This window comes from Actinomycetes bacterium (assembly GCA_035506535.1).
Lineage (GTDB): Bacteria > Actinomycetota > Actinomycetes > DATJPE01 > DATJPE01 > DATJPE01.
In genome coordinates this window covers 1-13,025 of record DATJPE010000040.1, presented here as the reverse complement: position 1 = coordinate 13,025, position 13,025 = coordinate 1, and the positions used below count along the sequence as shown (strand labels likewise).

Annotated in this window: 13 protein-coding genes; 6 read left to right on the top strand and 7 right to left on the bottom strand. The window is 71.8% G+C overall.

Annotation, left to right across the window (positions count from 1 at the left end):
- Nucleotides 1–73 precede the first annotated feature (73 nt).
- Nucleotides 74–721, bottom strand: coding sequence for a cysteine hydrolase (locus VMI11_06545; GenBank protein ID HTY72070.1), 648 nt, complete (start codon nucleotides 719–721; stop codon nucleotides 74–76).
- 110 nt (nucleotides 722–831) lie between these two features.
- Here VMI11_06545 and VMI11_06540 point away from each other — a divergent pair, with 110 nt between their 5' ends.
- On the top strand, nucleotides 832–1,251 hold the full coding sequence (locus VMI11_06540) for a BlaI/MecI/CopY family transcriptional regulator (protein ID HTY72069.1): 420 nt from the start codon (nucleotides 832–834) through the stop codon (nucleotides 1,249–1,251).
- Between the two features lie 44 nt (nucleotides 1,252–1,295).
- Here the strand turns inward: VMI11_06540 and VMI11_06535 are convergent, their stop codons facing one another.
- Entirely contained in the window at nucleotides 1,296–1,454 is a 159-nt protein-coding gene (locus tag VMI11_06535) for a metallothionein (protein HTY72068.1), read from the bottom strand.
- A gap of 242 nt (nucleotides 1,455–1,696) precedes the next feature.
- Nucleotides 1,697–2,722 carry a DNA primase small subunit domain-containing protein gene (locus VMI11_06530; GenBank protein ID HTY72067.1) on the bottom strand — a complete coding sequence of 342 codons (1,026 nt, stop codon included), beginning with the start codon at nucleotides 2,720–2,722 and terminating at the stop codon, nucleotides 1,697–1,699.
- 71 nt (nucleotides 2,723–2,793) lie between these two features.
- Here VMI11_06530 and msrB point away from each other — a divergent pair, with 71 nt between their 5' ends.
- A complete protein-coding gene (gene msrB / locus VMI11_06525; GenBank protein ID HTY72066.1) occupies nucleotides 2,794–3,225 on the top strand; it encodes a peptide-methionine (R)-S-oxide reductase MsrB in 432 nt (143 codons plus the stop codon).
- Between the two features lie 109 nt (nucleotides 3,226–3,334).
- On the opposite strand, the gene hemQ is transcribed toward msrB, so the two are convergent.
- On the bottom strand, nucleotides 3,335–4,036 hold the full coding sequence (gene hemQ / locus VMI11_06520; protein ID HTY72065.1) for a hydrogen peroxide-dependent heme synthase: 702 nt from the start codon (nucleotides 4,034–4,036) through the stop codon (nucleotides 3,335–3,337).
- 5 nt (nucleotides 4,037–4,041) lie between these two features.
- Nucleotides 4,042–5,559 (bottom strand): protoporphyrinogen oxidase, encoded by a 1,518-nt coding sequence (hemG, locus tag VMI11_06515; protein ID HTY72064.1) that lies wholly within the window; start codon nucleotides 5,557–5,559, stop codon nucleotides 4,042–4,044.
- Between the two features lie 310 nt (nucleotides 5,560–5,869).
- Here hemG and VMI11_06510 point away from each other — a divergent pair, with 310 nt between their 5' ends.
- Entirely contained in the window at nucleotides 5,870–6,706 is an 837-nt protein-coding gene (locus VMI11_06510) for a collagen-like protein (GenBank protein ID HTY72063.1), read from the top strand.
- Here VMI11_06510 and hemE read toward each other — a convergent pair.
- Nucleotides 6,699–7,760, bottom strand: coding sequence for a uroporphyrinogen decarboxylase (gene hemE / locus VMI11_06505; GenBank protein HTY72062.1), 1,062 nt, complete (start codon nucleotides 7,758–7,760; stop codon nucleotides 6,699–6,701). The genes VMI11_06510 and hemE overlap by 8 nt on opposite strands.
- Before the next feature lie 19 nt (nucleotides 7,761–7,779).
- Here hemE and VMI11_06500 point away from each other — a divergent pair, with 19 nt between their 5' ends.
- Nucleotides 7,780–8,004 (top strand): hypothetical protein, encoded by a 225-nt coding sequence (locus VMI11_06500; GenBank protein ID HTY72061.1) that lies wholly within the window; start codon nucleotides 7,780–7,782, stop codon nucleotides 8,002–8,004.
- A gap of 153 nt (nucleotides 8,005–8,157) precedes the next feature.
- A complete protein-coding gene (locus VMI11_06495; GenBank protein ID HTY72060.1) occupies nucleotides 8,158–9,723 on the top strand; it encodes an MFS transporter in 1,566 nt (521 codons plus the stop codon).
- A gap of 71 nt (nucleotides 9,724–9,794) precedes the next feature.
- Here the strand turns inward: VMI11_06495 and VMI11_06490 are convergent, their stop codons facing one another.
- Nucleotides 9,795–12,512, bottom strand: coding sequence for an AAA family ATPase (locus VMI11_06490; protein HTY72059.1), 2,718 nt, complete (start codon nucleotides 12,510–12,512; stop codon nucleotides 9,795–9,797).
- 66 nt (nucleotides 12,513–12,578) lie between these two features.
- Here VMI11_06490 and VMI11_06485 point away from each other — a divergent pair, with 66 nt between their 5' ends.
- The gene (locus tag VMI11_06485; GenBank protein HTY72058.1) at nucleotides 12,579–12,866 is read left to right on the top strand and encodes a hypothetical protein; all 288 of its coding nucleotides are present in this window, start codon (nucleotides 12,579–12,581) and stop codon (nucleotides 12,864–12,866) included.
- Nucleotides 12,867–13,025: the final 159 nt, after the last annotated feature.

The following is a 13,025-nucleotide window of genomic DNA, read 5'->3' as shown; positions in this document are numbered from 1 at the left end:
CGAATGAACGCGGCGTTCAGCCAATAGGACCGACTGAACGCCGCGTTCATTCGGGATGAGCAGCGGAGGTGGGTCAGGCCTGGTAGCCGCGTCCCTCGCCGGCTACCTCGGCCTCGCCCTTGAGGGCGGAGACGAAGGCGGCCGACTCCGTGGGGCGGCTGAACATCGGGTAGTCCTGGCTGATCGCGGAGTCCTGCTCGGCCATCGACGTCGCCGCGACGCAGTCGGTGAGCGTGATGACGTTGAACCCCTTCTCGTACGCGCTGCGCATGGTGGACTCCACGCAGCAGTTGGTGAGGAACCCACCGAGCGCGACGTTCCTGATGCCCTTGCTGCGCAGGATGAAGTCGAGGTTGGTCGAGGCGAACGCGTCCAGGCCGCGCTTGCCCTCGACGACGATGTCGCCCGGCTTCGGGCTCACCTCGGCGGAGAAGTCCGCGCCCCATGAGCCCTTGACGAAGGCGTGGGAGTCGACGACGCCCTTGAGGATCCCGTACGGCTCGCCGGTGATCTCGCCGTAGCCGTCCACGAACGTGATCGGCGCGTGGATGATCGTCGCCCCCGCGTCCCTGGCCTGTTCGACGGCGGCGGCGGTGTTCGCGAGCATGCCGGTCTTGTCCATCACCTCGGCCACTGCACCGTGCAGCGCACCACCCTCGGTGGTGAAGTCGTTCTGGTACTCGATGAGGACGACCGCCGTCTCCTCGGGCTTGAGCTTCACGAGCCAACCTCCTGTAGGTGGGGGAACCTGTCGTCACGCTACGACGTGCGGCCCGAGTCCGCGCCCCTGGCCCGCTTGTGATCCTCCTTCTGCCCTATCCTGACCATGCGATGGCCAGGCGCGAGGTGGAGCCGCACAACCCGATGTGCTCGTGCGACCCCTGCCTGTGCACGGACTGCCAGTGCCGGGCGAGCCGGATCAGCGCCCTCGAGAGCCGCATCATGGATCTCGTCTGGCGCTCGGCGGGGCCCGACGTGACCGTACGCGAGGTCACCGACCAGGTGCCTGACTACGCCTACTCCACCGTGGGCACAGTGCTGGATCGTCTGGTCCGCAAGGGCGTACTGCGCTGCCGTCTGGAGGGGCGGGTGAAGCACTACCAGCCGGTCGGCGGCCGCGGCGCCCACACGGCGGCGATGATGTACGAAGCGCTGTCGGCTGACGAGAGCCCGGACGCCGCCCTGCAGCGGTTCGTCGGCAGCCTGTCGCGCGAAGAGCTGGATGTTATCCGGCGAGCGCTTCCGTCCTAGGCGGCGCCACAAACCAGAGCCTCACCAATCCGGCCTCTGGTCGCTCAGTTGCCCTCGACAACCACCATGGGTGCCCCGCAGGCGCACGTGTAGTGCGAGCCCTCGGTCGCGCCTTCACAGTCGCACTCGGACTCTATGCGCACCCGGCACGCGCAGTGCTCGTGCGCACAGGTCAGCACCGTGCCAGCCACAAGATGAGCCATCCGTGACACCTCCATCCGCTCGAGGGCGTCCGGCCGAGCCGCACTGCCGACGGTCACGCTCGGCATCCAGTGTGCCTCCCCGGCGGGCGAAGCGACCCAGCGGGTCCACCCAGGTCCGAGCCGACGTACGCCTGACCTTGCCTGCGCCTCGCTCACGGCCGTGTCGATCATGTCGTCCCGGCGCACGACGCAGGCAACGCGTGCAGGCGTTCGAGGTACGGGGCAGGACACGCTTCCACGGCTCACCCGCCCTCGGGCTCCAGCCAGTTGCTCGGGTTCATCCGGCTGGGCTGGACGCGAGGAGGCTCGCCGGGCATCTTCGGGTAGTTCGGGGGGTACGGGGCGTCGCCGAGCCCGGCCGCCTCGTCGCGGTCGGCCCACGCCAGCAGCGGGCCGAGGTCGTGCGCGACGTCGTCGATGCCGGCGTGGACGTCGGCGCGCGCCGGGTACCACTCGACCGAGTTGCGGACGGTGAACTCCCTCGGGTCGACGTCGGCCAGCTCGGCCCAGGAGAAGGGCGCGGAGACGTACGCCCCCGGGGTCGGCCGGACCGAGTAGGCCGAGGCGACGGTACGGTCGCGCGCGTTCTGGTTGTAGTCGATGAGGACCCGGACCCCGCGCTCCTCCTTCCACCACCTGCTGGTGACCAGGTCGGGGTCGCGGCGCTCGGCCTCGCGAGCGAGGGCCAGCGCGGCGCGACGTACCTCCTGGAACCCCCAGCGCGGCTGGATGCGCACGTAGACGTGGATCCCGCGCCCGCCGCTGGTCTTGGGCCAGCCCACCAGGCCCAGCTCATTGAGCATGCCCTGGACGACGGCGGCGGTACCCCGTGCCTCCTCGAAGCCGGTGCCGGGCTGCGGGTCGAGGTCGATGCGCAGCTCGTCGGGGTGCTCGACGTCGCGGCGGGTGGGCCAGGGGTGGAAGCGAAGGGTGCCCAGGTTGGCGGCCCAGACGACGTGCGCCGCCCGCGTGACGCACAGCGCCGTGGCGCCCCGGCCGCTCGGGAAGGTGACGTCCACGGTGTCGACCCACTCGGGGCGCTTCTCGGGCACCCGCTTCTGGTAGATCTGCTCACCCTCGACGCCCTCGGGGTAGCGCTCGAGGTAGGTCGGCCGGTCGCGCAGCGCCTGGACCAGGCCGGGCGCACAGGTCAGGACGTGCCGCACGACGTCGCCCTTGGTCGTACCGTCCGGGAAGTAGGCCTTGTCGGGGTTGGACACGCGTACGGCGATCCCGTCGACCTCGACCTCGACCGCGGGAGTGGGCATGCACGCGACGGTAGCGCGTCCGCGGAACACCTCGACCGGCTCGGCGGTTGAGGCGGGCGAAGGAGGACGTCATGTCGATGAGGAAGACCGCCGACGAGGCGACGTACCCGGTCACGAAGTCCGAGGAGCAGTGGCGCGAGCAGCTCAGCCCGGCTGAGTACCACGTCCTGCGCGAAGCGGGCACCGAACGGGCCTTCACCGGCGAGTACACCGACACCAAGACGGTCGGGGTGTACCGCTGCCGGGCGTGCGGGGCCGAGCTGTTCCGGTCCGAGACCAAGTTCGAGTCGCACTGCGGGTGGCCGTCGTTCTTCTCCCCGCTCGCCGGGGACGCCGTGGTGGAGATCGAGGACCGGTCCTTCGGCATGCGGCGGGTGGAGGTCCGCTGCGCCACCTGCGGCTCCCACCTGGGCCACGTCTTCGACGGTGAGGGCTACCCGACGCCGACCGACCAGCGGTACTGCATCAACTCGATCAGCCTCACCCTGGAGCCCGACGCCTGACGTGACCAGAGGGCCGTCGCCTGACCGGCAGCGGTCCCGACGTCCGCTTCCGCCGCCGATGATCCGCCACGCTCACGAGTGGCCCCAGCTTCGGGTAGCGCGAACGGCGTCAGGGGAGATCGGCGACGAGGTCCGCCACGGGGCGGCGGCGGCCGGTGTAGAAGGGGATCTCCTCGCGTACGTGCAGCCGCGCGCGCGAGGCGCGCAGGTCGCGCATGAGGTCGACGATGCGGAAGAGCTCGTCGGCCTCGAAGGCGAGGATCCACTCGTAGTCGCCGAGGGCGAACGCCGCGACGGTGTTGGCCCGCACGTCGGGGTAGCCGCGCGCCAGCTGCCCGTGCTCCACGAGGAGGTCACGACGCTCCTGGTCGGGGAGCAGGTACCAGTCGTAGGAGCGAACGAAGGGATAGACGCACAGGTATGCCCGCGTCTCCTCCTCCGCCATGAAGGCGGGCACGTGGCTCTTGTTGAACTCGGCCGGCCGGTGCACCGCCGCGACCGACCACACCGGGTCGAGCCGGGTACCCAGCGCGGTACGCCGCAGCCGCGCGTACGCCTCCTGCAGCGCCTCGACCGTCTCCGCGTGCCACCAGACCATGAGGTCGGCGTCGGCGCGCAGCCCGGCGACGTCGTAGGTCCCCCGGACCACGACGTCCTTGGCCGCGAGCTGCTCGAAGAGCCCCTCGACCTCGGCGACCAGCGACCCGCGGTCGGCGCCACCCAGAGGGCTGGCCACCCGGAACACCGACCACATGGTGTAGCGAATCGTCGCGTTGATCTCGCGGGCCGACGGCCCCTTGCCCTTGGCCATGCCCGTCATCCTCTCCCCTCCGGCCCGGCGGCGCTCGAGCCCCCGCCCGCGCTCTCGGCGTGCACGAGCCCGATCGAGGCGTCCGGCGACGCCGCGAGCCAGGCGAGCACCTCCTCCGCGGCCCGTGCGCCGCTCGCCACGCACGCCGGGATGCCCACCCCGTCGTACGCCGCCCCGCACACGGCCAGCCCCGGCTGCTCGGCCACCGACCGCCGCGCGCGGGCCACCCGGTCGCGATGCCCGACGAGGTACTGCGGGAGCGCCCCGCCCCAACGGTCCACCCGGACGTCGACCGGCCGCGGGACCTGCGGCCAGCCCAGAGCCAGGGCCAGCTCCTCGAGCCCGTCGGCGGCCAGGTCGTCGTCGTCGCGGTGCAGGTCACGCTCCTCGCCGAAGCGTCCGACGGACACCCGCGCGAACACCAGGTCGGGAGCCTGCCTCGCCAGCCATCCCCACTTGACGCTGGACAGCGTGGACGCCTTGATCAGCCTGCGCTCCGACGGGGGGACGAGGAACCCGGTGCCGGTCGGCAGGCTCGGCAGGTCGCGGCGGCACAGCGCGTACGTCACCAGCGCCACGCTGGCGTAGGGGATCGCGGCCAGCGCGCCGGCCGCCTCGGCTGCGACGGAGGAGAGCAGGCGAGCGGCGGGCGCGGCCGGTACGGCGAGGACGACGGCGTCGACGTCCAGCGCCCGCCGCCCGTCGCTTCCCGCGCCGTCCACCTCGAGCCGCCAGCCGTGCACGAGGCGGACCAGGTCGCGCACGCTCACTCCCGTGCGGACCTGTGCGCCACTCACCCGCGCGACCGCCTCTGGGAGCCGGCCCAGGCCGCCCTGCCAGGACGCGAAGACGGGCTCGCGCTCCGCCGCCGGTCGAGCGCCGACCGCGGTCGCGGGGCCCGAAGCAAGGGCAGCGGCCGCCACGTCGAGCAGGCGCGCCCCGGCGCGCACGCGCTCGAACACGTCGGGGAGCGCGGCCTCGAACGAGATGCGCTCGGCGTGCCCGGCGTAGACCCCGCCGAGCAGCGGCTCCACGAGCCGGTCGACGACACCGTGGCCCATCCGCTTGGCGACGTAGGTGCCCAGCGCCACGTCCGACTGCGGCGCCTCGACGGGCAGCACCCGGTCCAGCGGCACCCGCAGCAGCTCGGGCAGGGTGAGCACCTGGCTGCGCGACAACGCACGCAGGTCCCCCGGGATGCCCATGAGCGTCCCGCTCGGCAGCGGGCGCAGCCGCCGTCGCGTCCACACGAAGGCCCCGGCCGTCGCGGGGTGCACGATCTGGTCCCCGAGACCGCACCGCTCGGCCAGCTCGACCGCCTCGCGACGGCGCGCGAGCACGGACTCGGCACCGATGTCGACGCCGACGCCGGCGACCTCGCCGGTCGCGAGCTTGCCTCCGACGCGCGAGGAGCCCTCGAGCAGGCTGACCCGTACGCCCGCCCGGCCCAGCCGCTCCGCCGCGGCCAGGCCGCTGATCCCGCCACCAACGACGGCGACGTGCGGGTGCGAAGCGGCGGACACCCCTCCATGGTCGCCGATCCCGAGCCCGCCCGACGAACCGGGCGTCCGGGGTCTGCCCGGGCCTGCCGGGTTGCGTACCGGCTCACCCGACGCTCGGACCACCCCACGCCCAGCGCCGTCGAGCAACCGGACAGCCCGGCGCACCCGGGGTGACGACGCGTGACGGTGCGGTGACGGGCGCGCGGCGGCACCGGCCGTTCGGACCCTGGCGCGCCCCTACGCTCGCGCCAAGACTGGCGACGGGGAAGGTCGGGGAGCCCCACGGGTACTCGTCGGGACGCGTCGGGCAACACATCTGGAGGTGGGCGAGGTGCGCAGACGTACGGCTGTCGTCGGGGTCCTCACCGGGGTGGTCGTGGCGGCCGGGCTCGGGTTCGGGATCGCCCGCGCCACGGTCCCCACCGCGGGCGGGACCTACTACGCCTGCGCCGCCAAGTCCACGGGTGCGCTGCGCGTGGTCGACTACCCGAGCAAGAAGTGCACGAGCAAGGAGACCCTGCTGTCCTGGCAACGGCTCTCGTGGCGGGGCACGTGGTCGGCGTCGGCCGCCTACACCGGCGGCAGCCTGGTCCAGCGATCGGGGACCACCTGGATCGCGTTGAAGGCGAGCAGGGCGAAGACGCCGACCAGCGGGTCGGCGTACTGGGCCGTGTTCGCGGCCAAGGGTGCGACCGGGGCCAAGGGTGCGACCGGCGCCAAGGGAGCCCAGGGCCCGAAGGGCGACACCGGAGCGACCGGCCCGGCCGGCTCGGGCGCGGCGGGCTCCAGCTTCCTCGACTACGGCTCGGTGGTGAACCTCACCGGGATCGGCACGGTCGGAAGTGACGACTTCACGACGCTGCACTCGTGGACGCTGCCGCAGGGCTCCTACGTCGTGACGGCCGAGTGGGACGTCGCCTCCACCAACAGGACCGCGGACTTCGTGCACTGCACGCTGCGCAAGGGTGGCGCCACCAGCACGACCCGGCTGTCCATCGCCGCGACATCCATCCCCGCCGCGTCGAGCAAGCCCTACGGCAACCTGGCGGTGACCACCGGCTTCACCGGCACCCAGGTGACCTTGACGTGCTCCTCGACGGTCGACACCAACGTCTACGACCTGTCGTTCACGGCCGTGAAGGTCTCCTCGCTGTCCACCCTCAGCTGACCTCGGCCGGCGCGGGGCGCCCGTCGGCCGTCAGCTCGTGGACGAGGGCGGCCAGGCGGGTGAGCACGTCCGGATCGGTGTCGGGCAGGACACCGTGCCCGAGGTTGAACACGTGCCCGGGCAGCGCCCGCGCATCCTGCAGCAGGTCCCGGACCCGGCGCTCGATCGCCGGCCAGGGCGCGAAGAGCGTCGCCGGGTCGAGGTTGCCCTGGAGGGCGTACGCCGGTCCGACCCGGCGGGCCGCCTCCGAGAGGGGCATCCGGAAGTCGACCCCGACCACCTCGGCGCCGGCGCCGGCCATGGCGGGGAGCAGTTCTCCCGTCCCGACCCCGAAGTGGATCCGGGGCACGCCCAGATCGCCCACCGCCGCGAGGGTGCGCCGGCTGTGCGGCAGGACCTGGGCCTCGTAGTCGGCGAGCGGCAGCGCCCCGACCCAGGAGTCGAACAGCTGGACCGCGGACGCACCGGCCGCCACCTGGACCCGCAGGAACTCCCCCGCGATGCCGGCCAGCCGATCCAGCAGGTCGTGCCACAACGACGGGTCGCCGAGCATCAACGCCTTGGTCCGCGCGTGGTCACGGGACGGCCCACCCTCGACGAGGTAACTGGCGAGGGTGAACGGCGCCCCCGCGAAGCCGATGAGCGGCGTCCCGCCCAGCTCGGCGACGAGGATGTTCACGGCCTCCGACACGTACGCGACGTCGCCGGCATCGAGCGGGCGGAGCCGGTCCAGGTCGGCCCGGGCCCGCACCGGCTGGGCGACGACGGGACCGACCCCGGCGACGATCTCGAGGTCGATCCCGACCGCCTTGAGCGGCAGCACGATGTCGCTGAACAGGATCGCCGCGTCCACTCCGTGACGGCGTACCGGCTGCAACGTGATCTCCGCCACCAGGTCAGGTCGCATGCAGGACTCGAGCATCCCGATGCCCTGGCGCGCCGCGCGGTACTCCGGCAGCGACCGCCCGGCCTGGCGCATGAACCACACCGGCGTGCGGGGCACCGGTTCGCGCCGGCACGCCCGCAGGAACGCGCTGTCGCGCAGATCGCCCACCCTCGGATGCTTTCACGGCGTGCCGAGCACCGCCGATCGAGCCGGCGTGCCACCGTGGGCGTCGGAGGCCGAGATGGAGACCTACTGTCCGGGCTGCCGCGAGGTGCGGCCGTTCGAGACCCCGCCCTGCGACGAGCACGGGGCGGACTGCCCCGAGCTGGCCTGCGTGATCTGCGGCTGGGCGCTCGTGGGCCCCGTCGAGATCGCCCTCGTCCCGCGGCGCGCTCGCGCGCTGGGCGCCTGAGCTGGGCTCCGCCCAGCGGAGCAGCGGGCGCGACACGAGGGCACTGGGCTGTGGTCACCAGTAGTCCTACGGATGCTCGATCAGCACACGCTTCACGAGCCTGACAGGGAAGCCGACGGCGTCAGCCGCCCTGACCGCATCCCTGGAGGAACGATGAACGTGGAAACCGCCTACCGCCGACGCTGGGCGACGCTGGGAGTCCTGTGCCTCAGCCTGCTGGTCATCGGCCTGGACAACACGATCTTGAACGTGGCGCTGCCCAGCCTGTCGAAGGACCTGCACGCGGGCGAGAGCCAGCTGCAGTGGGTCGTCGACGGCTACACCCTGGTCTTCGCAGGGCTGCTGCTCGCCGCGGGAAGCCTCGGTGACCGCTTCGGTCGCAAGCGGGCCCTCGCCTTCGGTCTCATCGTCTTCTGCGGGTCGTCCATCTGGGCGGCCACGTCGTCCTCGGCGACCGAGCTGACTCTGGCCCGCGCCCTGATGGGCGTCGGAGGAGCGTTCATCATGCCCTCGACCCTGTCGGTGCTCACGAACTCCTTCCGCGATCCCCAGGAACGAGCCAAGGCGATCGGCCTGTGGGCGGCCGTCTCCGGTCTTGGGATCGTCTTCGGCCCGGTGTTGGGCGGCTGGCTGCTGGGCCACTTCTGGTGGGGTTCGGTCTTCCTCGTCAACGTGCCCGTGACCATCGCGGCACTCGTGGCCGGTCATTGGCTCGTTCCGGAGTCGAAGGACCCGGCCGCTCCGCGGGTCGATGTCGTCGGCGCCATCTTGTCGTTCACGGGTCTGGCCAGCCTGGTCTGGGGGATCATCGAGGCTCCGTCACACGGGTGGACGTCCACAGCCGTGCTCGTGGCGTTCACGCTCGGCGGCGCGGCGCTGACCGTCTTCGGCTGGTGGGAGTCGCAGACGCGTCAACCGATGCTGGACATGGCCTTCTTCAGAGACCCGCGGATCTCCGCAGCTGCGCTGTCAACGACTCTCGTGTTCTTCGCCCTCTTCGGCACGATCTTCTTCCTGACTCAGTACCTGCAGTTCGTCCTCGGGTACTCGCCGCTGGAGGCGGGCGTCCGTGTCATGCCCATCGCCACCATGGTCGTCGGTGCCCCGCTCGCCATGAAGCTGTCACAGCACATGGGCGTCAAGGCCGTGGTGGCGGGCGGTCTCTCCATCGTCACGATGGCCATGCTGATGTTCTCGACGACCACGATGAGTTCCGGGTACGGCCACGTGGTCCTGGTTCTCTCCCTGCTGGGCTTCGGCATGGGCGCCACGATGGCGCCGGCGACCAACGCTGTCATGGCCGCGCTGCCGAAGGAGAAGGCGGGAGTCGGGTCGGCGATCAACGACTCTGTTCGCCAGGTCGGCGGCGCCTTGGGCGTCGCGGTCCTCGGCAGCATCCTCTCGTCCGTGTACGTCGATCGGCTCGGCCAGCTACCGCCGGCCGGACGCGTACCTTCAGCGGCCAAGGACGGGATTGGTCCGGCTCTCACCGTCGCCACACACCTGCCGGCCGCAGTCGGCGCGACCTTGGCCCAGGCCGCTCGGGCCGCCTTCGTTCACGCCATGGACACCACCGTCCTCGTCGGATCCGGATTCACCGTCCTCGCGGTCGTCGCCGCCGCCATCTGGATGCCGACTCGGGTGGACGACATCGACGCTCCCGACCGCGTCGTCGAGCCAGAGTTCGAGGTCGGCGAGCTGGAGGTGGCCGGCGCCTGAGGCACCCACCTCGCAGGGGGAGGAGCCGGAGGACCGGCTCCTCCCCCTGCACAGCCAGCTAGCTGTGGGCTTCACGGGGTGCCGAGGTCGACAGAGGCCAACTCTCCCCGTGATGCGATACCAAGCTTCGGGAAGATCTTGTACAGGTGATACTCGACGGTCCGCGGGGACAGGAAAAGGGCGGCTGCGACCGCTCGGTTGCTCGCGCCGGCGGCGACCATGCGGGCGATCTGCAGCTCCTGGCTGGTCAGCGCTGCCACGGCAGAGGGACGGTCGCTACGAGCGACGGACTCACCGCTTGCCCGCAGCTCGGTCCGGGCACGCTCGGCCCAGGCCGGCGCGCTGAATGCCTCGAAGCGGGCGACGGCGGAGCGCAGCGGCTCTCTGGCCAGGACCGGGCGCCTGTCGCGTCGCAGGGCCTCGCCGAAGAGCAGCTCCGTGCGCCCGCGCTCGAAGCCCGGCACGTCGTCTGTGACCGTGAGGGCTTGGCGGAAGAGGGGCTCCCAGTCGGGCGAACCCTGTTCGGTTGCGAGGAGAGCTCGCGAGCGGGCCGCGGTCACTACGGCGTACGGCATCCCGCTCGACTCCGCCCACGCGCTCAGTCCGGGCAGCGCCTCAGCGCCGAGGTGGGCCTGGCTGCTGCGGACAGCCGCCTCGATGAAGTCCGCGCTGGAGAACAGCGCGATGGCCATGTTCGCCACGTCGCTGCTTGGGTCACGCACCTGACCCAAGCGCCGGAATGCCTCCTCCGGTCGGCCTCGAGCCAGGGCCAGCATGGCCAGCGACCACACGCACATCGCCGCGGGGAGCCGCAGCCCTCGTGGGAGGGCGATGGCGAGGACTCGGTCGGACTGCTCCCGGCACTCGGCCTCGTCGTCGCGGATGGCCGCGGAAAGAGCAAGTTCTGCGGACAGCAAGCACCCATCCGCCTGCTGTCCGGTCTCCTCGGCCAGCGCAAGCCCCTCAGTGGCCGCGATGACCGCACCGGGGAGGTCCCCACGGAACCGGCACGCGCCCGCGTACATCGCAAGGGTGTAGGGGAGTTCACCGACGTTCCCCGTGGCCCGGGCGACGTCCACGGCTCGCGAGTAGTGCTCTCCCCAGTTCGGCTGTCCGGAATACGCCGCGATGTGGCCGGCGCACATCCACCCGGTCACCGTGTCGGGCGGCTGGCCGGCATCGGCCATCAGGTCCATGGCCTCGTACGGATCGCCCTCGAACATCCTGCCGATGGCCATCAGCGTCAACCGGTAGTAGTCGCTTCCTTGCGTATTCGTCGGCAGAGTCGCAGCCAGGGTTCCTGCCCGCGTGAACGAGCTGACGTCTCCGGCATACAACGCAGCGAGCATCGCCTCCATGAGCATGTCGAGGGCTAGGTCCGGCGACCCGACCGCCGCCTCCGCGGCCGCGTCCATGAGGGTGCGCAGGCCACGAGTCACGACCCCGCGGCGGGCCTCGAACCGACCCCGGACCAACCGGGCGCGAGCACGGGTGGCGGCATCGTCCATCAATGGCTCGGCGCGATCCAGCAGTGCAGGAACGCGTTCCGCGCGACCCGCCACCCACGCGGACGCGGCGGCCTCGACCAACCGCGCCGCGCGGGCTGATGACCCCTCGGACAGTTCAGCCGCCCGTTCCCAGGCTGTTGCGGCCACCTCTGGCGCGCCGCGATCGGTGGACCGCCTCGCCGAGGCCACCAGCAACTCTGCCACCGACTCATCGGGGCCGAGGGCCGCCGCGGCGAGATGCAGGGCACGGCGCTCGACGTCTCCGGCCAGGGCGAAGACCTCGGCACAGGCACGGTGAACTCGCTGACGGGCGAGGAAACTGGCACCGCGATAGACGGCGGAGCGGATGAGCGGGTGCCGGAACGCGACTCCGGTTTCCGTGACGACGACGAGCCGGCTCGCTTCCGCAGGTTCGAGGTCTGCCGGCTGGACACCGAGCCGGGCCGCCACCTCGAAGAGGACGCGCGCGTCCATCTGGTCCGACGCGGAGGCCAGCAGCACCAGCTGAGTCGACTCGGGGAGCCGGCGGACCTGGTCGGCGTAAGCAGCTTCGACACCGGGGCCCACCGGCAGCGGGTCAGGAAGCGGCGCGTCACCGCTCAGCACCTCGGGTGGCAGTTCGGCAGCGAGCTCGACGAGGGCCAGGGGGTTGCCCTCTGTCCCTCGAGCGATCCGGCGGGCCACCGCCGGGTGGACGCTCGCGCCGGCGTCCTCGAGTACCGCGAGCGCGTCCGTTTCGGACAACCCCTCGACGAGGTGCTGGGGAACCCCTGGTGGGCGGATCGAGGCACCCTCCGGATCTCGGACGGCGAAGACGAACCCCACCGGCTCCGAGCTGAGCCGACGTTGCGCGAACGTGACGGCGTCATAGCTGGCGGCATCGATCCATTGGACGTCGTCCAGCAGACAAAGCAAGCCGGTGCCCGCAGCCTCGGACAGGACGCCGAGCGTGGCCAGCGACACGAGGAACCGGTCGGTCTGTTCCGGGTCCATGCCCAGCGCTGCCCGCAGCGCCGTCTGCTGGGGAGGTGGCAGGTTCTCGCTGAGGGGGAGCACCGGGCCGAGGAGCTGGTGCAGGCCCGAGTACGCCAACCCAGATTCCGCCTCGATGCCTGTGCACCGAAGCACCGGGATCGGCTCTCCGGACGCTGCGTAATCGAGCAGGGAGGTCTTGCCGGTCCCCGCCGGCCCACGCAGCAGCAGCGCGGCGCCGTGACCGTGGCGTACGTGGCTCCTGAGCTCATCCAGCGCTGCGCATTCCGATGCTCGGCCATGCAGCACAGCCCGCAGCGTAGGGCTCGTGATTCCACGGATGCGACCACTCTTAGCCTCCGTCACGCTGAGCCGATGAGCTACCTCGTCGTCTTCGGTCCAGGGCAGGCCTGGTGGCCCGATCGACCCACGCAGGACCAAGGGGAGCCCATCGAGCGACACTGCTTGACCATGCGTCGGCTGGCCGGCGACGGGCTGCTTCTGGCGGGGGGCACCCTGGCCGACTGCGGGGCCGTGGCCATGCTGGCGACCGACGACGAGAAGCTGGCGCGCGCCGTGGTCGACGCCGACCCGGCGGTCACCCGTCGGGTCCTGCGGGCACGAATCCTGAAGGTCGCGGACTACCGGCGCGGGGTGACGTAGGGCGCCTCAGCCGGCGCCGTACCCACTCGGCGCCTCAGCCGGCGCCCATACCCACCGGCGCCTCAGCCGGCGCCCGCACCCACCCGGCGCCTCAGCCGGCGCCCGCACCCACCCGGCGCCTCAGCCGGCGCCCGCACCCACCCGGCGCCTCAGCCGGCG

Bases quoted from the DNA above. Each gene is read 5' to 3' on its own strand.
- VMI11_06540 (HTY72069.1), top strand. From the start codon at position 832: ATGGCCAGGCGCGAGGTGGAGCCGCACAACCCGATGTGCTCGTGCGAC.
- VMI11_06535 (HTY72068.1), bottom strand. From the start codon at position 1,454: ATGGCTCATCTTGTGGCTGGCACGGTGCTGACCTGTGCGCACGAGCAC.
- VMI11_06530 (HTY72067.1), bottom strand. From the start codon at position 2,722: ATGCCCACTCCCGCGGTCGAGGTCGAGGTCGACGGGATCGCCGTACGC.
- msrB (HTY72066.1), top strand. From the start codon at position 2,794: ATGTCGATGAGGAAGACCGCCGACGAGGCGACGTACCCGGTCACGAAG.
- hemQ (HTY72065.1), bottom strand. From the start codon at position 4,036: ATGGCCAAGGGCAAGGGGCCGTCGGCCCGCGAGATCAACGCGACGATT.
- VMI11_06495 (HTY72060.1), top strand. From the start codon at position 8,158: ATGAACGTGGAAACCGCCTACCGCCGACGCTGGGCGACGCTGGGAGTC.
- VMI11_06485 (HTY72058.1), top strand. From the start codon at position 12,579: ATGAGCTACCTCGTCGTCTTCGGTCCAGGGCAGGCCTGGTGGCCCGAT.